Below are 19,515 nucleotides of genomic sequence, written 5' to 3' on the forward strand. Positions count from 1 at the left end.
CGCGGCTCCTGCTGCCGTGCCGAAATCCTCGAATTCGCTTGCTAAGAAGCCGGTTCCGGTGTCGCCGTGGCCGCCGTGCCAGGGGCCTTCACCGCGCCCGCGCGCTCGTGTTCCGCCCATTCGCGTTGCACCTCCTTCTCGGCCTTCGTCGTCACGAAACCCGACGGTCCGAAGATCTTCGACGGCACCTCCGGAGTCTCGGTGGTGGCCCCACCGCCGCGGCGCACCGCCTGCACACAGACGATCACACCGACCACCGCCACGATCAACACCAGCACCGCGAAAATGATCGACAGTGAGCCCTGGATGAATGTGTTGCGCACGACTTTGTCCATGTCGGCCATGCTCTTGGCCGGCGCCAGCACCTTCCCGGCGTCACGAGCGTCGCTGTAGATGCGGTGCTGGGTCCAGTAGCCGATGTTCTTGTCGCCGGAGAAGATCTTCTGCCATGAGGCCGTCATGGTGACAATGAGATCCCAGATCAGCGGCAGCGCCGGAATCCAGGCCCACTTCCACAGCCCCTTCTTCATCACGATCACCAGCACCACCGTCAGCGCGACCGCGGCCAGCAGCTGATTGGCGATGCCGAACAGCGGATAGAGCGTGTAGATACCGCCGAGCGGATCGGTCACACCCATCAGCAGCACCGAACCCCAGGCCGCGACCACGACGAACGTGCACAGCCAGGCTCCGGGCCGCCAGGACGGATCCTTGAATTTGCGCGCCGGGCCGCCGAGGTTGCCGAGCGTGTCCGACAGCATGAAGCGCGCGACGCGAGTGCCCGCATCGATGGTGGTCAGGATGAACAGCGCCTCGAACATGATCGCGAAGTGGTACCAGAACGACTTCATCGCGGTGCCGCCGATGAAATTGTGCATCACCTCGGCCATACCGACGGCCAGGGTGGGCGCGCCGCCGGTGCGCGAGTAGATCGCCTGCTCACCCACGTCGTGCGCGGCTTGGTTCAACTCGTTCGCGGTGATCGGTGTGCCGCCCAGTCCGAGGGCGTTCACCTTGTCGGCGGCGGCCTGCGCGCTGGTGATGCCGCCGGTGTTCATCGCGAAGTACAGATGCTGGTCGAGAATGCTGGCGGCGATGATCGCCATCACCGCGACGAACGACTCCATCAGCATGCCGCCGTAGCCGATCATCCGTGCCTGCGACTGCTTTTCGAGAAGTTTCGGCGTGGTGCCCGAGGAGACCAGTGCGTGGAATCCGGAGAGCGCACCGCAGGCGATGGTGATGAACAGGAAGGGGAACAGGCTGCCGGCGAACGCCGGACCCTTGGAGTTCCCGGCGAACTGGGAGACCGCGGGCGCGTGCAGCACCGGCATGGTGATCACCACGCCCACCGCCAGCAGCACGATGGTGCCGACCTTCATGAACGTCGACAGGTAGTCGCGCGGAGCCAGCAACAGCCACACCGGCAGCACCGAGGCGATGAAGCCGTAGATGATCAGCATCCACGCGATGGTGGTGCCCGAGAGGGTGAACAGGTCACGGCCCCAGCCGGATTCCGACACCCAGCGCCCGGAGACGATGGCCAGCAGCAACAGCACGAAGCCGACGACGGAGATCTCGCCGACCTTGCCCGGCCGCACATAGCGCAGGTACAGGCCCATCAGCAGCGCGATCGGAATCGTCATCGATATCGAGAACACACCCCACGGGCTGCCGCCGTGCAGTTGCCCGTCGGCCCCCTTGGTCGCGGCGAGCGCGTTGACCACCACGATGCCCAGCACGGCCAGCAGAATCACCATGATCACGAGCACCGCGATCAGCGCCGCGATACCGCCCACCACACCGAGTTCGTCGCGGGCCATCTGCCCGAGGCTGCGGCCGCGGCGCTTCACCGATGCCCACAGCACCAGATAGTCCTGAACGGCCCCGGCGAGCACGACGCCGATGACGATCCACAGCGTGCCCGGCAGATAACCCATCTGCGCCGCGAGGACCGGCCCGACCAGCGGCCCGGCGCCGGCGATGGCGGCGAAATGGTGGCCGAACAGGACCCGCCGGTCCATCGGCATGTAGTCGGTGCCGTTCTCCAGTTCCTCTGCCGGAGTGGCGGTGTCGTCGCGCGGTGTGGTGATCTTCCATTCGATCAGCCGGGCGTAGAACTGGTAGGCGATGATGTAGGTGCACACCGCCGCGATGACGATCCATACCGCGTTGACGTTCTCGCCACGGGCGATGGCGAGAATCGCCCAGGCGATCGCACCGAAGACGGCGACGGCCGCGAAGATCGCCTTCTTGGCGGGCGTGATCGGCCGGCGGTCGACAATCCCGACGGGAGGCAGGTCCGGCTCGGTTCGGAGGTATTCGATGGTCGCCATGCGAGCTACTCTCCCGTGCTGGTGTAGGTCCGATCGGCGACGAGCTTGCCCGCCCGGCCGGACATCTGGTGGAACTGACTCAAGGTAGCGGAACCCCGCCGAATCGGGCGAGCCCACCGTGGTATCCGCACCCCGTTCAGGAACTGTTCACCGGGCCGGATCCCGGTGCCCGCCACGGAACCGCAGGTCGCCGCATGTCGGACGGGCTGCGCGCGGGTGCGGATCCGTAAGCTTCGGACCTGGTCTGCGGTTGGTTGCCGCACCTCCGGCAGCACGCGAACCCGTCGGGGCCGATTCGCTTCGGTCGCGGGTCGGCGACACTGCCGATGCGTCCTCAGTGGTCCAACTACGGCCGGGTGTTCGATCTGCTGCCGCTGGGTCGCATGCTGGTCAACACCGCCGGTTGCGTCACCGCCGGGCAGGTGCTGTTCTGCTCCCTCGCCGGTTATGCCTTCGCACGCTTGCGGGTTCCCGGCCGCGCCGTGCTGTTCGTCGCCTACCTCGCCCCCCTGATGGTGCCGCCCACCGTCGGTAAACCGTTGGCGTGTCCAACGATTATCGGAGGTGGAGAAGATGTTGCTCACACCGGATGAAGCGCACGTTATCAGCACTCGGATACGCTCTCGCGCTGCCGAATTGGGTGCGCGGGTGACCGTGGCCGTCGTGGACGAGGGTGGACACGTGCGCGTGCTGGATCGGATGGACGGTGCGCCACCGCTATCGGTCCGGATCGCTCCCGCGAAGGCGACCGGGGTCGCTGTTCCATCGTGACGGCGGTGAACTGCACGAACTCCGGTAGGCCTGGCCCGCCCTGTTCGGTCGGATCGATCAGCTGTCGCCGACACCGGACCCGGTGTAGTGGGCGCGCTGCGAATCAGGCCGTGTGCGAACGATATTCGTGCCAACGCTGCACGGCTACCTGCACGGCCTCTTCGTCCTGCGTCGCATGAGCACCCGAAGCGCCGGCGGCCCCGAGAATCACCCCGTTCTCGGTGACGAGCACGCCACCCGCGAACGGAATGTAATCACCGTCGTAGAGATGCTGAATGCTGTCGACTATCTCACCCGGCAGGGGGAGTTGTCCCGACGGATGCAGTGTCAGTAGTGCCGTGCGTGCCTTGGCCACCGCGAGGCGACTCGTCATCGGCATCCCGCCGTCCGCCCGGCGCAGCGCGATCACCGCACCGCTCACATCGGTAACCGCCACCGCCAGTGGCGGAAATCGGCGTTCGGAGGCCACCGTCAGTGCGGTGCTTACCAGCCAATCGGCATCGGCCAAGCCCAATCCGGGAAGTCGAGGGATCTGCGCCATGGGACGACTTTAGCCGGGTGCCGTCACAGTGTGCGGGGGACGGTGTGGATGGCCGAATCCGTTGCGTGGCAGCCGATCATCGTCGAGAGCCTCCACCTCCGCACGCACGGCGGAGAGGGGCGCCGAGGGGGTGCCGAGGGGGTGCCGGTCCTACCCCAATCCGCTCGCACGCCGCCGTGACACTCTCGCGTTCTGGATGCGGCGATCGACAGCGCGCTCGCGCTGCCCGCCCACTGCCGGAGCGCCCGGCCGCGCACAGGTGACACAATGTCCGGATACGTGACGGCCAGGGCGCGCGCTGGCGTGGTGGTCGCGGCTTCCCCGTCCGCGAGACACTCGATCAGGTCGGTGCGGTCGCCGCGCCGAGGCACTCCATCCAGTGGTCGCGACCTGGGCAGATTCGGTCGCCGAACGTGCGCCGCGTAGACTCTTGCACTCGTGAGTCTCACCCTCGGTATCGTCGGCCTGCCCAACGTCGGAAAGTCGACGCTGTTCAACGCGCTGACCCGCAACGACGTGCTGGCGGCGAACTACCCCTTCGCCACCATCGAGCCGAACGTCGGTGTGGTGCCGCTGCCCGACCCGAGGCTGGACAAGCTCGCCGAGATCTTCGGCTCCGAGCGCGTCGTCCCCGCGACGGTCTCGTTCGTCGACATCGCCGGCATCGTCAAGGGCGCCTCCGAGGGCGCCGGGCTGGGCAACAAGTTCCTCGCCAACATCCGCGAAGCCGACGCCATCTGTCAGGTGGTCCGCGTCTTCGCCGACGACGACGTGGTCCACGTCGACGGCAAGGTCGACCCGCTCAGCGACATCGAGGTCATCGAAACCGAGCTCATCCTCGCGGACCTCCAAACCCTGGAGAAGGCGGTCGTCCGCCTCGACAAGGAAGCCAAGGTCAAAAAGGACCGCAAGCCGGTAGCCGACGCCGCCAAGCAGGCGCAGGAATTCCTCAACGAGGGCAAGACGCTGTACGCCGTCCGCGACAAGCTCGACGCCGACCTCCTGCGCGAACTGTCGCTGCTGACCACCAAGCCGTTCCTCTACGTCTTCAACGCCGACGAGTCGGTCCTGACCGATGAGGCCCGGATCGCCGAACTGAAAGCCGCTGTGGCTCCGGCGGATTCGGTCTTCCTGGACGCCAAGGTCGAAGCCGAACTCCTGGAGCTGGACGCGGACTCCGCCCTGGAGCTGCTGGAATCCATCGGCCAAACCGAACCCGGCCTGCACGCCCTGGCCCGAGCCGGCTTCCACACCCTCGGCCTCCAGACCTACCTCACCGCCGGCCCGAAAGAAGCTCGCGCGTGGACGATCCACCAGGGTGACACCGCCCCGAAGGCGGCAGGCGTCATCCACACCGACTTCGAACGAGGCTTCATCAAGGCCGAAATCGTGGCCTTCGACGACCTGGTCGAGGCCGGTTCGATGGCCGCCGCCAAGGCCGCGGGCAAGGTACGGATGGAAGGTAAGGACTACGTCATGCACGACGGTGACGTGGTCGAGTTCCGCTTCAACGTGTAGTCGAGTTCGGGTTCAACGTGTGGCCCTCGCATTGGTGAGCCTCGCCCTCAGCTGACGTGCACCGTCCAGCCCCGGATTGCATAACGCTGGGCAAAGATCGTGACGCCCTCGGCCGTGGCGCCTGTTGATCCCCCGAGTTGGAGCTGACAAACCCGTCGAATGACGGGCGCCGCATCTTCAGGCGAGGAGGAAGCGGGTCACAGCCCGTAGTGCTACATGCGCGGCCGTATCGTTGGGCGTGGTACTCGATCGACTCAGAGCGAAGTAATGAGCGAGTAGATCACGGTCTGTGGCGGTCCCACACCGTAGCCAACTCTGCTACTCGTGTATCCCCGAGAATCGCGGAGATGTCTTCGCCGAGGAGGTGTAGCGACGCAATGCTGACGTCCAGGTCGGCCTCGATCAGCAGATCAGTACGTCTGCCGTAAAGTGATGATCGGATGTCGGCGTCCTCCTGATACCACGTGCATATAGTGGCGATGTCGCTGGCATCCTTGTATTCGCCGTTTGGTGACCGGTCGCACCAAGCCTTCATCTTCAACGCGGCGTAGCCGGCAGGCGCAGGAAGCGCGATCCGAGAACCGCTCGGCAGTGGCAAACGGATCGACTTGGCGAAGACCTCTTGGAACCCGAAAACATCGAACGACTCCCTTCTGTCCGGCAGGGAAGTAGTACCGGCGGGGTTTTCGATCTCTCCGAACGGCACGACATCGACTGCGATTCCAGCGATCAAGTAGCGGATGTCGGTGCTGCCAGATTTGGAAAGCGCTTCGACGATCTGCCGGTATTCGACCTCGCCATCGACGGCTATAGCTACGTCCACGTCATTGGTCGAACGCAGCGGCTCGGTATGTCCGAATCCTTTATGCAGTAGGTCGCGACAGTGCGCGCCGATCAGCATTATCGATTCAGTGTCGGCCTCGGCGCGTGACACTAATTCGACCACCACGCTGTCGATCAGATCCATGGACCGTGGATCGATGCGGTGGAGGTCAAACAAGGCGGTCCTTTCTCAGCATTCGCGCTACTTCAGCCTGTCGCGGTTCTTTGGATGCCAGTAGATCTGCATAGATCATGACTGGGGGAGCGGTGGATGCACCGAAGACGCTGTGGTGGTCTGTCGGCGCAGCCCAGTCGGGCTCCTTCCAAAATTTCCGGCGGACATAAATGTTCGGGGCGTCGGATTTCTGCCAACCGCTTCGGATAGCTTCGGCGAGTTCGAAGCGCTCGATGTAGAGCGTTAGTGTCTGAGGGCTGCGGATCAGCTCGACGGCCGACTCTCCGCTGATGAGGTATCCCGAAGGTGGAGACCAGCCTTCAATACTTCCGCTGAACGAGCTCTGCTCCAGCTTGGGAAGTAGCGAGCCTTGGTAGGCGGCGGCCCATAGGTCGAGTAGCTCATCGCGACGGTGTAGCGAGCCGCTGAGCAAGAAGCCAGCGTCTTGCATGATCTCCAGTGTCGACTGTGTGATTCCCACCGAGGTTCCGGCCGAGGTGGCGATCCGGCGAACTGGTTTGTCTGCAAGATCAGGCCATGCGAGCAGTACGAAGAGCACCTGCATTCGTTTGGCGCTGAACAGGTTGGCTCTGGTCGGTAGTCTGATCGGCGCTGCGGCGAGGCGTCGTTGCCCTCGGGTGTGTACGAAGACTGGACCGAATGCCAGATGGGCATTTCCCATGCTGTCGATATAGTCCACGTCGGTGGCCGCAAGAGCATCGGCGGTGCGATCAGAGATCTGGGAGCTGGCTACCAACAGGGGGAGCTTCTCGTCTGGTCGTGCGAGGCGCGATAGTTCCGAGAGGGTCGCGTGTGGCAACCACGCCAACTGATATTCCGCCCGGAATCCCTGGCGGCTGACAGTTGCGATCGCGGTCTGCTCCGACGTCCAGCGGTGCACCGAGAGCTCGACCGAGTATTCCGACAACGATCGAGCCACCAAGTGCTCGATCGCGGTCTGCTGTGTTCGGTCTGTCATTCTGTTCAGTTTAATTGAACAGGGGAGAATATTGAACATCCGCTGCGGCGTGGGACGCTGAGAGGCGGCGGACTGAGTTGATCGGGGCAAAGCCTGGAGCGGCCGTTCGGGCACGCCGATCCGAGCGCGCTGTTCGCCTGGTGCGGCCCGACCGTGCACTGGCCTACTCGCACCGAACCGGGTGGGACCTATGGCCTCGACGACTACTTCACTCGCGACTATCGCAACAATGTCGGCGCGGGATCTTGGGGCGCAACAAGTTCGGCCCGCAGCGCGGGCCGTGGGAGAATCTCGACCGGCAGGGCTGGTGGGGCGACGAACCGCCGTTCCGCACACCGGTATTCGTCCTCGTCCACTATCCACGGCCCTCTATCGCGCTGGGGGACACCGCATTTCATTTTCTCGATGCCTCGCCGAAAGAGGCCCTGGAAAAGGCTTTCGATGGTACCCGCGCGAACTTTCCGTGCGAACTCCGCGATCCTGCACAACCGCATAACCCGACGCGGTTTGCGCGATGTGTTCGGGCCTCGATCGGTGCGCTTGGGCGCCACCCGGACAGAGCCGCTAGAAGTCCATGCCGCCGAGTCCTCGGGGTGAGGATTCGGGTTCGCCGGGCTGCTTACCGCCGGTGGGGTCGCTCGTGGTCGAGTGGTGTTCGGCGGCGAGATCGGTGTTCGGTTCGCGGCGGGGATGGTGGACCATGGCCCAGGCCGAATGTGCCGCTGCCGATATTCGCTGTCCCAGGTGGTCCGCAATTCCTGACATCGGATTACTCCTCGTCGGATGGGCTGTTCTTGCCTCGCGCATACCCGCTGCTGCCTGGAGCATGCCCATCCGCGCTCGTGAAACCGGGGCCGAAAGCCATATCGAGCGCGGGACATCAGAGGACGTTCTGCCCTTGGTCCGGCCGATCGAAGCAGCGACGCTGGACAGCGACGGATACGGGATCCTGCCGGGATCGCACCGCTTCGAGAGGGCAAGAATATGAAACCGTTGTCGGAATCACTGATGGATCTCGCGGTCCGGGTGAAGCAGTTCGAAGACTCCTCCGCCGGGGCGCGGGACAAGAGCCGTGCCGCGCTGCAGGCTCAACGGGAAAAGCTGACCGCGACTCTCGGACATGAGGGGCACGAGTTCGAGAAGACCGCGGCGGAACTCCGGGAGGCCGCGCAGAGTTGGTGGTCGGACACCCAGGAAGCCATCGAACGTCAGATCGGTGCGATGCGGGCCGACTTCGAGAAGTGGCAGGCGAGCATCAAGTCGCAGCGCACCGGGCAAACTGCCGAGCTCACGGAGCCGGTGAGCAAGGACTGATCGAACCCCTAGCGGGGATGTGATACACATCACTACTCGTTCCTGTCAGGAATTCGCGTTCTGTCTCGTTCAGGCAGCACGCGAACCAGACAGGAGCGAATCATGAAGCACCGCATCGTCGTTCTCGGGGCCGGATATGCCGGAACCTTCTGCGCCGGATACCTGGCCCGCCAACTGCACGCCGACGACTTCGACATCACCGTCGTCAATGCCGAACCCGATTTCGTCGAGCGGTTGCGGCTGCATCAGCTCGCCGCCGGGCAGGAACTGCGCCATCGGCCGCTGGCCGAGGTGTTCGCGGGTACGGGCATCCGGTTGCGCGTGGCACGGGTGACCGCCCTCGACGTCGAGGCCCGGACCGTCACCGTCGCCGACGATGCCGGCATCGACCGGCTCGAATACGACACGCTGCTCTACGCGCTCGGCAGCACCGCCGCCGATCAAGGGGTTCCGGGCGTCCACGAACATGCCTTCCACGTGGCCGCGCGGCCGGCGGCGCTGCGTCTGCGCGCCCGCCTCGACGAGCTGGGCGAAGACGGAAAAGTGCTGGTCGTCGGCGGTAATCTGACCGCGATCGAGGCCGCCACCGAACTCGCCGAATCCCGGCCGGGACTTCGAGTCGGCCTCGTCACCAGTGGCGAGTTGGGCGGGTGGCTGGGCGCGAAGGGCCGCCGTCATCTGCTGGGTGCCTTCGACCGATTCGGCATCACGGTTCACGAGCACACCACGATCGGAAGCGTCGAGAAGGACGCCGCGGTCGCGACCGGCGGCACCGTTTTCGCGTCCGACGCGACAGTGTGGGCAGCAGGCTTCGCCGTCCCCCCGATCGCCGCCGCCAGCGGTCTCGAGGTGGTCGCAGGCGGTCAGATCACCGTCGACCGTCAGATGCGGTCGGTCTCGCATCCGGACGTCTACGTCGCAGGTGACAGCGTCTTCGTCATCGGCGAGAACGGCCGCCCGTTGCCGATGTCCTGTGCTTCGGCCGGATTCACCGGCATGCAGGCGACCGCGGCGATCATCGGCGACCGGACGGGGCGCAAGATACCGACAACCTCGCTGTCGTATGTCGGCAACCACATCAGCCTCGGTCGCAAGGACGGGATCTTCCAACTGGTCGACGGCGACGCGCACGCGAAGTCGTGGGCCCTGTGTGGCCGGTCGGCCGCGGTCGTCAAGTCGAAAATTCTTGACACCGCCGCCTGGAGCCTGAGCCACCCGACGTTCGGGAAGCCCAGTCACAAGTACCGCTGGGCCGGTACCCGAGAGAAGTCGGCACCCGTGGTCGCCGCTTAGAGTCGTGCTCATGGATACCGCCACCGTGGCGAGTTTCGAGGCCAGTCGGAATCGGCTGGCCTCGCTGGCCTACCGTCTGCTCGGCTCGGCCGCCGACGCCGAGGACACGGTGCAGGACGCGTTCCTACGGTGGCAGGCCGCCGACCGAGGGTATGTCGAGGTGGCCGAGGCGTGGCTGACCAAGGTCGTCACCAATCTGGCGCTCGACCGCCTCCGTTCGGCGACGACGCGGCGCGAACGCGCGGTCGGCGCCTGGATGCCCGAACCGCTGCTCGACGGCGACCCGATGCTCGGCCCGGCCGATACCGTCGAGCAGCGCGAATCGGTGACCCTGGCGGTGCTCATGCTCATGGAGCGACTGTCGCCGATCGAACGCGCCGTTTACGTACTGCGCGAAGCCTTTTCGTACAGCCACGCCGAAACGGCCGAAATCCTCGGCATCACCGAATCCGCGAGTCAGCAATATCTGCACCGGGCGCGACGTCGAATCGCCGCCGCCGGCACGACCACCGAAACCGACCGTGCGACCGCGCGCCGAATCGTCGAGGCGTTCGTCGCCGCCGCCTCCTCAGGGCGGACCGAACAGCTGGTGGCACTGCTGACCGACGACGCGACCGGCATTTCCGACGGCGCCGGTCTGGGTTGGGCCGCCAAACTCATCCGGTACGCGACCCCGGAGCGGATCGCCAGTGCGGTGCGGGCCGGATTCAGACCGACTCCGGCGAAGCGCAAACTCGCCGGCGGCTCGCCCGCCATCCATGCCGACGTGGTCAACGGCTGTCCGGCCATGCTCGCCACGCTCGACGATCGCGTCGTGGGTGTGCTGATCCTGGAGGTCCGCGAGGGCAAGATCGCGGGCGTGCGCGGTATCGCCGCCCGGCAGCGACTCGGCCGCCTCACCGAGGAATGGCAGCGGCAGGAACACGATGTCCCGCTGATCGAATCGTGGTAACTACGAGCGGCCTATACCTGCTCGTCCAGCACCGCCAGAACCGCAATCGCCCCCGGCTGAAGACGACGACCCGGTCGCCGTCGCTGAGGAACTGCTGGTCGTCGAACCATAGTCCGTCCCAGCTGTCGCCCATTGCGGTGATGAACTGCCGGAAGCCGTCGTGTCCATGCCATTCGCCCCCGTAGGGCAGGCTCGACGCCTGGTACATGATGACATCGGATGCCAGATGCCGAGCCATCTCCCCGAACGCGGCACCTTCCGTGAGGTAGGCCCCGTTCGATCCCGAGGGAGGTCATGGTGACCTCTTCGTTCGAGCTTGTACAAGATATCGTACAAGAAGATGCGGGGGGTACCGCAACGATCGCCACCGAGAGGGTCTCCGGCGGTGCTAGTTGATGATGTGGTCGAGGATGCCGCTGACGTAGAGTGTGTCGCCCATGCGCATGTCGTCATCCTGCAGAGGCTGAAGGTTGTTGGCGGCCAGGAGATCTCGGATGGTGGCTCCCGTGAGGGTCCAGCCGCGGTCGGTCAGATAGGGGGCGGGTTCGTTGCGTTCGCCGAAATAGCGCAGCTTCGTCATGTCGGAATCGAAATCGTGTGCGCGCCAGCGATCCGAGATGCTTTGCAGGCCTTGCCTTGTCGTGGCGTCGTCGCCCGGCTTCGGATTGGGCCTGCTTTCGGTGGCCATCCGGCTGCCCGGGGCGCTGAGTTCGGTGATGGTGTCGAGCAGCCGATCCTGTGCCTCGGGTGGCAGGTAAGCCAGCAGTCCTTCGGCGCTCCACGCGGTCGGCCGGGCCGGATCGAATCCGGCGGTGCGCAGGACGGTGGGCCAATCGTCGCGCAGATCGACGCCGACCGCGCGCCGGTCGGCGGTGGGTGTGGCGCCCAGCTCCGCGAGGGTGCGGGTCTTGAATTCGATGACCTGCGGCTGGTCGACCTCGTATACGACGGTCCCGCTCGGCCACGGCAGGCGATACCCACGCGAATCCAACCCCGAAGCCAGAATCACGGGCTGCGTGATGCCCGCCCTCGTCGCGTCGAGGAAGAACTCGTCGTAGAACCGGGTGCGTATCGTGGCGATGTCGATCCATACCTGTTCGACCAAGTCGCCGGGCGGCGTCTCGCCGGTCGCGAGCCGGGTGAGCAGGTCGATGCCGACCGCCCGGACGAGCGGTGCGGCGAACGGATCATCGATGAGCTCCGGATCCGCGCGAGTCGCAATCGCCCGGGCCGCGGCCGCCATGGTGGCGGTCGAACCGACGCCGGTCGCCGGATCCCAGGTGTCTCCGTCGTACCTGGAAGTCATGGTCTCCCTTGTCTGCACCGTAGCTCGCTGTCACCGGTACGGATGTGAGCTGTTGCGTTGTCGGGGAACGATTCCCGTGGACACGCCACGATACGCCCGCCGATCGTCCGAGCCGCTGCGGCACCCGAACGCTCCTACGGCGATGACCCGGCCCTCGCCGTAGGTGGTGGCGCGGCGCCGAGGCTGCGGAGATAGTCTTGCGGGATAAGCGATTACGTACCGCCGCGGAATCGTTCCCCGGTGGGTCAGCCGGCGACCGATCGGAAGAACTCGCGAATATCGGTGACAAGTTCCGCCGGCGCCTGGAGGGAAGCGAAGTGGCCGCCCACGGGGTATTCCTTCCAGCGCACGACCGTGTTGGCGGCCTCCGCCAGGCCGCGCACGGCCCGATCGCCCCGGAAGTTCGCGACCCCGGTGGGCACGCCCGAGGGCTCGGGTTTACTGCCCCACGACGCCCATCCCGGCCCCGCCGTGGATGCCGATCAGCTCACCGCCATATCCGCCGCCATCCGCGCCGCCGAGACGCTGCGCTTCGACTATCGCGGCCACACCGGCGACAACTCCCGGCGCAGCGTCGAGCCGCACCGCATCGCGCATTGGGGCCATCGGTGGTACCTCGTCGGCTGGGACTGCGACCGGGCTGATTGGCGTACCTTCCGCGTCGACCGGATGTCGCTGCGGACGCCCAACGGCCCGCGCTTCACGCACCGCCCGTCGCCCGACGGCGATGTGGTCGCCTACCTGCGCCGCACCATGGGCTTCGCGATGTGGCCGTACCGGTCGGTCATGCGCGTCCGTGTCCCGGCCGAGCAGCTCGCCAGCCGCATCGAAGGTCTCGTCACCCCCATCGACGAACACACCTGCCGACTCGAAATGGGTTCGGACTCCTACGCTTTGGTGGCCCTGGTGGTCGGCATGCTGGATGTGGAATTCGAGGTCGAATCTCCGCCCGAACTGTTAGAACACCTACGGGCCCTGGCCGAGCGATTCACCCGCGCGGCGGGCTGGAAGCGATGATTCGCGGCGATGAGTTTCCGGGTGTCGCCGCGTCGTCATGCGCGTAGCCGTCGGCCGCGGCGGCCGGCGATCGGACTGTGGCGATCGAGCGGGTGGACAACGTGCTCATCGTGGTCGAGGACATCGACGCGGTGATCGCGTTCTTCGTCGAACTCGGTATGGAGCCGGAGAACAAGGGGCCGGTCGAGGGGCGGTGGGTGGAACGCATCGTCCGGCTCTGCGGTCCGGAGGGCACCATCGTCGGCCTGGCCGAGGAGATCCGCTGGCGGCGCGCACACCCGGGAGGCGTCGGATTCACCCCGAACGGTGGAGCAACCACCGGTTGTGTATGGCGATACTGGCCCATGAGCGCCGTTGTCGTTGATCACCGTTTCGAGGAAAGTGAGGATGACTCCCGATGTCCACTCATCAGGCTGTGCACATCCGATCCGCCGGTGAAGCGTTGGAAGTGGTGGATGTCGACACCACTGCTCCGCCCCGCGACCATGTGCGAATCCGGGTCTCGGCGTGTGGTGTCTGCGGCACGGATCGGGCGTTCGCCGGTGGCGGGTTTCCGGGCATGTCCTGGCCGCTCACCCTGGGACACGAGATCGCAGGCACTATCGCCGAACTCGGCGACGGTGTGGACAACTACGCGCTCGGCGACCGCGTCGCGGTGGGCTGGTTCGGCGGGCACTGCGCCGAGTGCATCCCCTGCCGGCAGGGAGATTTCATTCATTGCGTGAATCTGCGGGTTCCCAGTTGGCACTACCCCGGCGGATACGCCGAGTCGGTGACGGTCCCGGCCAACGCGCTGGCCCGCATCCCCGACGAGCTGTCGTTCAGCGAGGCCGCGCCGATGGGATGTGCCGGCGTCACCACCTTCCACGCCCTGCGCGAGAGCAGGGCACGGCCCGGCGACCGTGTTGCGATCCTCGGCATCGGCGGACTCGGGCACCTGGGCGTTCAATTCGCGCGTGCGATGGGCTTCGAAACGATCGCGATAGCGCGCGGTGCGGGCAAGGCCGACGACGCCCGCGCGCTGGGCGCCCACCACTACATCGACTCGACCGCGGTCGAGGTCGGCGAAGCATTGCAGCGACTCGGGGGCGCGGCGGCCGTCCTGGCGACGGCGGGCAATTCCGCCGCCATGGCCGACACGGTCGGCGGGCTGCAGCCGCGCGGTGAACTGATCACCATCGGCGTCACGGCCGATCCGCTGCCCATCAGCCCGATGCAGCTGATCGTCCCCGGCCTGCGCATCATCGGCCATCCGTCCGGCACCGCACGTGACGTGGAGGAAACGATGCGGTTCGCGGTGCAATCGGGCGTCCGCGCGCGCATTCAGGAACTACCGCTCGAACGGGCAGCGCAGGCCTACGCCGATATGGAGCAGGGCCGCGCCCGCTACCGCATGGTCCTCACAATGTGATCGCCACGGGGCCCGATTCATGCCTCTGAACTGGTCAAACCTCGTATCAGCGACCGTGTCAGGCCGACGTCAGGGGCGTATCAGCCGGCCACCGCACAGTTGTCCCCATGAACAGCACAGCAATCGCCGCCTCCGGGTTGCGGAAGGCATACGGGGACAAGACGATCCTCGACGGGATCGATCTGACCATCGAGGCCGGGACGATCTTCTCGCTGCTCGGCCCGAACGGGGCCGGGAAGACGACGACCGTGAACGTGTTGACCACGTTGGCGAAGGCCGACGGGGGAACGGCCCGGATCGCGGGACACGACCTCGCCACCGAGCGGAAGGCCGTCCGGGCGGCGATCGGGGTGACCGGGCAGTTCGCGGCCGTGGACGATCTGCTGACAGGGGAGGAGAACCTGCGGCTGATGGCCGGGCTGCATCGCCTGCGCGGTGATGCGGGCAAGCGGGTGGTGGCCGAACTGCTGGAGCGGTTCGATCTGGTGGAGTCCGCGGGTAAGCGGGCGGCGACCTACTCCGGCGGTATGCGCCGGAAGCTGGATCTGGCGATGACGCTGGTCACCAAACCACAGATCGTCTTCCTCGACGAGCCGACGACCGGCCTGGATCCGCGCAGCCGGCGCACCATGTGGGACATTGTGCGGGAGTTGACATCCGAGGGCGTGACGATCTTCCTCACCACCCAGTACCTCGAGGAGGCCGACCAGCTGGCCGACCGGATCGCGGTACTCGATCAGGGACGCCTCGTCGCCGAGGGCACCCCCGACGACCTCAAGCGCCTGGTGCCCGGCAGTCACATCCAGCTTCGTTTCGCACAACCCGAGGAACTGGACGCGGCCGCGCACAGCCTGCCCGGCGCCACCCGCGACGACAGCGCACTGACCTTGCGCGTCCCCGGCAACGGCGGCACGAAATCGCTGCGCCACCTGCTGGATCGGCTCGCCGAATCCTCGGTCGAGGCCGAGGAGGTCACCGTCCACACCCCCGATCTCGACGACGTTTTCCTTTCCCTGACCGGTCACGCGACCACGGAGGTGTCCCCGCGATGAGTACGATTACCCTGCCCGCCCCCCTGTCCGATGCGTCGATGATGTTGGGCCGCAACTTCGCCCACATCGCCCGCACTCCCGTCACCATCTTCAACGCGGCACTGATGCCGGTCGTGATGATGCTGATCTTCGTCTACGTCTTCGGCAACGCCTTCGATGTCGGCGGCCACTACATCGATTACGCCACACCGGGTTTGATCCTGCTGGCCATCAGCTACGGGCTCTCCGGCACCGCGGTGTCGGTGAGCTCCGATATGGCGAAGGGCATCATCAACCGGTTCAAGGTCATGGACGTCTCCCGCAGCGCCATCCTGATCGGTCACGTGGTGGCGACCATGCTGACCAACCTGGTGGCCATCGCGGCCGTCATCGGTGTGGCCTTCGCGCTGGGGTTCCGCCCGCCGGCGAGTGCGACGGACTGGCTCGCCGCCCTCGGCATCATGGTCGCGACCTCGTTCGCGGCATCGTGGCTCACCGTCGCGCTGGGGATGGCCGCGAAGACGCCGGAATCCGCCGGGATGAGCGTGGTGCCGCTGATCATGCTGCCCTTCGTGAGCAGCGCGATCGTGCCGGCCGACAAGATGGGCCAGGGCATCCGGCAGTTCGCGCAGTACCAGCCGTTCACGCCGATCATCGAATCGCTGCGCGGATTTCTCGAAGGACACCCGTCCGGCGGCTACACCGCCGCCGCGCTCGCCTGGTGCGCCGGATTCGCCGTGGTCGGATTCTTCTGGTCGCGTGCCACGTTCAACAAGCGAGCGTAGCCGCCGCCAGTTCCTCCCAATTCACTTGTGTCCCTTCCGTCGTCGCCTCGGTGAACCGCTGGTCACCGAGGCGACGTCGTGCTGTCTGCTCGATCCGCTCCACATCCGGCTGGGATCGGTCGACCAGTCCGCGAACCGCGGCACTGGCCGCCAGCAACCGGACCGCCTGTTCGTCCTGTCCGGCTCGTGACGCCAGATCCGCGATCCCGACCAGTATCAAGGCGGTGAGCGGTGCGTAGCCGGCGCCGGTCGCGGCTCGCAACGCGGCGGCGTGCAGCATGCGTGCGCCATCCAGATCCGTTGTGAGACAACCCAGCTGATGGTTCATCAACGCGTCGACGTAGCTCCGATCGGTGTCGCCACCCTGCATAGATGTCGCGATCTCGATCTGCCGGCGAGCCTGTTCGGCATCGCCTTGCCAACGGGCCAGTTCTGCCTTGGTGAAGGCGAATTCGGCCAGAGCGTTCGGCCACGCGGACCGGTCCGCGTACCGCTGCGCCTCGGCCATGGCGTCGGCGCTCGCCTCCGCATCGCTCAGCAGCCAATACAATTGAGCCTGGCGCGCCCGGATCAGGAAGACGTCCTCGATGGCGCCGACCTCGGTGACCACCGCGATCGCCTCGTCCAGATGTGCACACGCCGTGGCGAATTCGCCGCGCATCGCGATCCTGTTCGCCAGCTCGGTCAGGGCGAACGACATTCCCCAGCGCTCGCCGAGCGCCCGGAATTCGGCCAGTGCCGTCTCGAGATGGTCGTCCGCCTCCCGGCCGGGGAAGCCGAGGGCGATGCGTGCCTTGCCCACCTGCAAGCGGGACAGCGCCCGCACCCAGGGATCGTCGTGGGTGAGCAATGGCTCGAAGGCGGTCAGGAACGCGTCTCCGCCGCGCAACATGCGTTGCAGGGCGCCGATGAATGCCAGGAGCGGATAGTCGGATTCGCTGTTTCGGCCGAGGCGATAGGCCTTGTGGACCCATTCCGCGACCTGGTGTTCGTCGTTCGGCCCGGAGCTCATGAAATGCACGATCAGGCCGTAGACCCTGGCCCGGAACTCGTCGTCGGCGGCGCTCGCGAGGGCACTGCGTGGTGACGCTTCGCTGCCGCCTTCGTGCCCGCCGATTCGCGCTGTGTCGTCGGCGGCGCTCGCGAGGGCACTGCGTGGTGACGCTTCGCTGCCGCCTTCGCGCCCGCCGATTCGCGCCGCGGCGGTAATCAGTTCCATGCCTTCGGCTTTGTGCCCGCCGAGCCACCAGTACCAGCCGGCGGCCGCCGCGAGCCGTAGCGCGCCCGCCGCGTCGTCGTCGGCGAGCGCGCCGCGCAGGGCGACCGCGATGTTGTCGTGTTCGGCCTCGAGCCTGGCGAGCCACTCCAACTGCTCGGCGCGGCGCAGATGCGGCTCCGCGGTGTCGGCGAGGGTGGTGAAGTACGAAAGATGTTGCCGTCGTATGCGTTCCGATTCACCCGCCGCGACCAGGCGGTCGTATGCGTACTGTCGGATCGTCTCGAGCATTCGGTAGCGTGGTTCGCTGTCCGCCGTGTTGAGCAGCAGCGACTTCTCGGTCAGTGTCGTCAGCAAGTCGAGCACTTCCCACCGCTCGACTTCCCCCGGCTCGTCGGATATGGCGGCGCAGATCTGCTCGGCCGCTTCGAGACTCGCACCGCCGGCGAAGACCGCCAGCCTGCGCAGCACCGTCCGCTCCGCATCGGTGAGCAGTTCCCAGCTCCAATCGACCACCGCGCGCAACGTCCGGTGCTGCGGGATGGCGGTGCGGCTGCCGCCCGTGAGCAGGCGGAACCGATCATCGAGGCGGTCGGCGAGCTGCTCCAAGGACATGGTGCGCAACCGGGCCGCGGCCAATTCGATGGCCAGCGGTATGCCGTCGAGGGCACGGCAGACGCGCGCGATGGTCGACAGGGTGGCGGGATTCGTCATATTCAGATCGGTACGGACCGCGCCGGCCCGGTCGCGCAACAACTGCACGGCGGGGGAGGATTCGATCTCGGCCGGTCCGGCGTCCTCGGCGGGCAACGCCAGCGGCGCCACCTGCCACAGCGCCTCGCCCGTGATGCCGAGCGGTTCCCGGCTCGTGGCGAGAATCCGCAGGCCCCGGCATTCTCCGAGCACCCGGTGGGCGAAGGCCGCCGCGGCGTCGATCACGTGCTCGCAGTTGTCGAGGATCAGCAGCGTCTCGCGGTCGCGGATCGCCGCGACGAGCCGGTCGACCGGTTCCGCATCCGGTGTGCCGCCGAGTAGCGCGTCGCGCAGCCCGAATGCGGCCAGCGCCGATTGCGCCACGTCACCGCCGGCGCCGATGGATGCCAGTTCCACCAGCCAGGCACCGTCCGGCAGATCGTCGAGCAGGGTGCGGGCGGTTTCGAGCGCCAGCCTGGTCTTCCCCGAGCCGCCCGGACCGGTCACGGTGGTGAGCCGATGGTTCGCGATGAGTTCGCGCACGGCGGCGACATCGGTGTATTTGCCGACGTACGTGGTCAATTCGGCGCGCAGATTGGTTTTGCGTTCGCTGTCTCGCGGTCCCGCTTCGCCGCGCAGCAGGGCCACGTGCAGATCGGACAGTTCCGGTGCGGGATCCACGCCCAGGGTGTCGGCGAGCGCCTCGCGGGCCCGTTGGTAGACCAGGAGGGCCTCGGCGCCGCGGCCCGCGGCGGCCAGGGCTCGCATCAGTGCGGCGACCAGTCGTTCCCGGACCGGATGCCGGGCCACCAACTCCGTGAGTTCGGCGACCAGTTCCGGTCCGCGCCCGAGGCGAATCTCCGCTTCGTACAGATCTTCCAGCGCGGCCAGCTGCAACCCCTCGAAGCGGGTGACCACCGCCGCGACCGCCTCGCGGTCGCGCACATCGATGTCCTGCATCGGCGCCCCGCGCCACAACGCCAGGGCCTCGCGCAGCAGGTGCGTCTGCCGGACGGCGTCGCCGCCACGCGCCTGCTCGAGGAGCCGTTCGAACCGCAACGCGTCGACCGCGCTCGGATCCACCGCCAGCCGGTAGCCGCCCGCCTGCCCGTCGAGCGAACCGTCCGGCAGCGCCCGCCGCAGCCGGGAAACCAACGCCTGCAACGCATTCGCCGCGTCGGCGGGCGGTCGCTCACCCCAGATCCAGTCGATCAGCGTCGCTTTGGCGACCGCGCGGCCGGGTTCGAGTGCGAGGGCGATCAACAGCGCCCGCAACCGGGCGCCCGGTACCTCGATCACTTCACCGTCATCTGCCCGGATGTCGAGCGTTCCAAGCATCCCGATTCGCACCGGAT

Annotated in this window: 18 protein-coding genes and 2 pseudogenes; 11 read left to right on the forward strand and 9 right to left on the reverse strand. The window is 66.6% G+C overall.

Annotated features, from left to right (window positions below; all coding sequences use genetic code 11):
* Positions 1–41: 41 nt before the first annotated feature.
* Positions 42–2,336, reverse strand: a complete 2,295-nt coding sequence (locus C5E41_RS12575) for a carbon starvation CstA family protein (RefSeq protein ID WP_104376005.1) — start codon at positions 2,334–2,336, stop codon at positions 42–44.
* A 323-nt stretch (positions 2,337–2,659) separates the two neighbouring features.
* On the opposite strand from C5E41_RS12575, the pseudogene C5E41_RS12580 reads away from it, so the two are divergent.
* A pseudogene (locus tag C5E41_RS12580) lies at positions 2,660–2,866 on the forward strand (carbohydrate ABC transporter permease); the annotation flags it as partial.
* 43 nt (positions 2,867–2,909) lie between these two features.
* Positions 2,910–3,107 carry a GlcG/HbpS family heme-binding protein gene (locus C5E41_RS35955; RefSeq protein ID WP_104376006.1) on the forward strand — a complete coding sequence of 66 codons (198 nt, stop codon included), beginning with the start codon at positions 2,910–2,912 and terminating at the stop codon, positions 3,105–3,107.
* Between the two features lie 103 nt (positions 3,108–3,210).
* Here C5E41_RS35955 and C5E41_RS12590 read toward each other — a convergent pair whose 3' ends face one another.
* The gene (locus tag C5E41_RS12590; protein WP_181063216.1) at positions 3,211–3,648 is read right to left on the reverse strand and encodes a GlcG/HbpS family heme-binding protein; all 438 of its coding nucleotides are present in this window, start codon (positions 3,646–3,648) and stop codon (positions 3,211–3,213) included.
* 438 nt (positions 3,649–4,086) lie between these two features.
* Here C5E41_RS12590 and ychF point away from each other — a divergent pair, with 438 nt between their 5' ends.
* On the forward strand, positions 4,087–5,166 hold the full coding sequence (ychF, locus tag C5E41_RS12595; RefSeq protein ID WP_104376008.1) for a redox-regulated ATPase YchF: 1,080 nt from the start codon (positions 4,087–4,089) through the stop codon (positions 5,164–5,166).
* A gap of 280 nt (positions 5,167–5,446) precedes the next feature.
* Here the strand turns inward: ychF and C5E41_RS12600 are convergent, their stop codons facing one another.
* Positions 5,447–6,133 (reverse strand): hypothetical protein, encoded by a 687-nt coding sequence (locus C5E41_RS12600; RefSeq protein ID WP_104376009.1) that lies wholly within the window; start codon positions 6,131–6,133, stop codon positions 5,447–5,449.
* 25 nt (positions 6,134–6,158) lie between these two features.
* Positions 6,159–7,181, reverse strand: coding sequence for a type IV toxin-antitoxin system AbiEi family antitoxin (locus C5E41_RS12605; RefSeq protein WP_104376010.1), 1,023 nt, complete (start codon positions 7,179–7,181; stop codon positions 6,159–6,161).
* Between the two features lie 48 nt (positions 7,182–7,229).
* Here C5E41_RS12605 and C5E41_RS35045 point away from each other — a divergent pair.
* Positions 7,230–7,579: pseudogene (locus C5E41_RS35045) on the forward strand (dihydrofolate reductase family protein); the annotation flags it as partial.
* A 127-nt stretch (positions 7,580–7,706) separates the two neighbouring features.
* Here the strand turns inward: C5E41_RS35045 and C5E41_RS33270 are convergent.
* A complete protein-coding gene (locus tag C5E41_RS33270; protein WP_146097527.1) occupies positions 7,707–7,907 on the reverse strand; it encodes a hypothetical protein in 201 nt (66 codons plus the stop codon).
* Positions 7,908–8,126: 219 nt separating this feature from the next.
* Between C5E41_RS33270 and C5E41_RS33275 the strand changes: the two genes are divergently transcribed.
* From C5E41_RS33275 to C5E41_RS12620, 3 genes are all read left to right on the forward strand, one after another.
* The gene (locus C5E41_RS33275; protein ID WP_146097528.1) at positions 8,127–8,456 is read left to right on the forward strand and encodes a hypothetical protein; all 330 of its coding nucleotides are present in this window, start codon (positions 8,127–8,129) and stop codon (positions 8,454–8,456) included.
* Positions 8,457–8,558: 102 nt separating this feature from the next.
* Complete coding sequence (locus C5E41_RS12615) at positions 8,559–9,749, forward strand: NAD(P)/FAD-dependent oxidoreductase (protein ID WP_104376011.1); 1,191 nt, start codon at positions 8,559–8,561, stop codon at positions 9,747–9,749.
* Between the two features lie 10 nt (positions 9,750–9,759).
* The gene (locus tag C5E41_RS12620) at positions 9,760–10,701 is read left to right on the forward strand and encodes a sigma-70 family RNA polymerase sigma factor (protein ID WP_104376012.1); all 942 of its coding nucleotides are present in this window, start codon (positions 9,760–9,762) and stop codon (positions 10,699–10,701) included.
* Here C5E41_RS12620 and C5E41_RS35960 read toward each other — a convergent pair.
* From C5E41_RS35960 to C5E41_RS12635, 3 genes are all read right to left on the reverse strand, one after another.
* The gene (locus C5E41_RS35960) at positions 10,646–10,939 is read right to left on the reverse strand and encodes a nuclear transport factor 2 family protein (protein ID WP_104376013.1); all 294 of its coding nucleotides are present in this window, start codon (positions 10,937–10,939) and stop codon (positions 10,646–10,648) included. The genes C5E41_RS12620 and C5E41_RS35960 overlap by 56 nt on opposite strands.
* Before the next feature lie 150 nt (positions 10,940–11,089).
* Positions 11,090–12,007: an SAM-dependent methyltransferase gene (locus tag C5E41_RS12630; protein ID WP_104376014.1), complete on the reverse strand. Its 918-nt coding sequence runs from the start codon at positions 12,005–12,007 to the stop codon at positions 11,090–11,092.
* 245 nt (positions 12,008–12,252) lie between these two features.
* Positions 12,253–12,429, reverse strand: a complete 177-nt coding sequence (locus C5E41_RS12635; RefSeq protein WP_219823148.1) for a hypothetical protein — start codon at positions 12,427–12,429, stop codon at positions 12,253–12,255.
* On the opposite strand from C5E41_RS12635, the gene C5E41_RS12640 reads away from it, so the two are divergent.
* The 4 genes from C5E41_RS12640 (at position 12,422) to C5E41_RS12660 (ending at position 16,251) form a co-directional block, all read left to right on the forward strand.
* Positions 12,422–13,024, forward strand: a complete 603-nt coding sequence (locus C5E41_RS12640) for a helix-turn-helix transcriptional regulator (protein WP_258080923.1) — start codon at positions 12,422–12,424, stop codon at positions 13,022–13,024. The genes C5E41_RS12635 and C5E41_RS12640 overlap by 8 nt on opposite strands.
* A gap of 397 nt (positions 13,025–13,421) precedes the next feature.
* Positions 13,422–14,435 carry an alcohol dehydrogenase catalytic domain-containing protein gene (locus tag C5E41_RS12650; protein WP_104376015.1) on the forward strand — a complete coding sequence of 338 codons (1,014 nt, stop codon included), beginning with the start codon at positions 13,422–13,424 and terminating at the stop codon, positions 14,433–14,435.
* Between the two features lie 107 nt (positions 14,436–14,542).
* Positions 14,543–15,487, forward strand: a complete 945-nt coding sequence (locus C5E41_RS12655; protein ID WP_104376016.1) for an ATP-binding cassette domain-containing protein — start codon at positions 14,543–14,545, stop codon at positions 15,485–15,487.
* On the forward strand, positions 15,484–16,251 hold the full coding sequence (locus C5E41_RS12660; protein ID WP_104376017.1) for an ABC transporter permease: 768 nt from the start codon (positions 15,484–15,486) through the stop codon (positions 16,249–16,251). The genes C5E41_RS12655 and C5E41_RS12660 overlap by 4 nt, the downstream gene beginning before the upstream one ends.
* On the opposite strand, the gene C5E41_RS35050 is transcribed toward C5E41_RS12660, so the two are convergent.
* Positions 16,235–19,498, reverse strand: a complete 3,264-nt coding sequence (locus C5E41_RS35050; protein ID WP_258080946.1) for a BTAD domain-containing putative transcriptional regulator — start codon at positions 19,496–19,498, stop codon at positions 16,235–16,237. The two genes, C5E41_RS12660 and C5E41_RS35050, sit on opposite strands and share 17 nt — an antisense overlap.
* Positions 19,499–19,515 lie beyond the last annotated feature (17 nt).

This window comes from Nocardia nova (assembly GCF_002933465.1).
Lineage (GTDB): Bacteria > Actinomycetota > Actinomycetes > Mycobacteriales > Mycobacteriaceae > Nocardia > Nocardia nova_B.

What these genes read in the sequence shown, in the direction of transcription:
- C5E41_RS12650 (WP_104376015.1), top strand. Translation starts at nt 13,422, where the DNA reads ATGTCCACTCATCAGGCTGTGCACATCCGATCCGCCGGTGAAGCGTTG.
- C5E41_RS12575 (WP_104376005.1), bottom strand. Translation starts at nt 2,336, where the DNA reads ATGGCGACCATCGAATACCTCCGAACCGAGCCGGACCTGCCTCCCGTC.
- C5E41_RS35955 (WP_104376006.1), top strand. Translation starts at nt 2,910, where the DNA reads ATGTTGCTCACACCGGATGAAGCGCACGTTATCAGCACTCGGATACGC.
- C5E41_RS12660 (WP_104376017.1), top strand. Translation starts at nt 15,484, where the DNA reads ATGAGTACGATTACCCTGCCCGCCCCCCTGTCCGATGCGTCGATGATG.
- C5E41_RS12630 (WP_104376014.1), bottom strand. Translation starts at nt 12,007, where the DNA reads ATGACTTCCAGGTACGACGGAGACACCTGGGATCCGGCGACCGGCGTC.
- C5E41_RS33275 (WP_146097528.1), top strand. Translation starts at nt 8,127, where the DNA reads ATGAAACCGTTGTCGGAATCACTGATGGATCTCGCGGTCCGGGTGAAG.
- C5E41_RS35960 (WP_104376013.1), bottom strand. Translation starts at nt 10,939, where the DNA reads ATGGCTCGGCATCTGGCATCCGATGTCATCATGTACCAGGCGTCGAGC.
- C5E41_RS12605 (WP_104376010.1), bottom strand. Translation starts at nt 7,181, where the DNA reads ATGTTCAATATTCTCCCCTGTTCAATTAAACTGAACAGAATGACAGAC.
- C5E41_RS12620 (WP_104376012.1), top strand. Translation starts at nt 9,760, where the DNA reads ATGGATACCGCCACCGTGGCGAGTTTCGAGGCCAGTCGGAATCGGCTG.
- C5E41_RS12600 (WP_104376009.1), bottom strand. Translation starts at nt 6,133, where the DNA reads ATGGATCTGATCGACAGCGTGGTGGTCGAATTAGTGTCACGCGCCGAG.
- C5E41_RS12615 (WP_104376011.1), top strand. Translation starts at nt 8,559, where the DNA reads ATGAAGCACCGCATCGTCGTTCTCGGGGCCGGATATGCCGGAACCTTC.
- C5E41_RS12590 (WP_181063216.1), bottom strand. Translation starts at nt 3,648, where the DNA reads ATGGCGCAGATCCCTCGACTTCCCGGATTGGGCTTGGCCGATGCCGAT.
- C5E41_RS12655 (WP_104376016.1), top strand. Translation starts at nt 14,543, where the DNA reads ATGAACAGCACAGCAATCGCCGCCTCCGGGTTGCGGAAGGCATACGGG.
- C5E41_RS33270 (WP_146097527.1), bottom strand. Translation starts at nt 7,907, where the DNA reads ATGTCAGGAATTGCGGACCACCTGGGACAGCGAATATCGGCAGCGGCA.
- C5E41_RS35050 (WP_258080946.1), bottom strand. Translation starts at nt 19,498, where the DNA reads ATGCTTGGAACGCTCGACATCCGGGCAGATGACGGTGAAGTGATCGAG.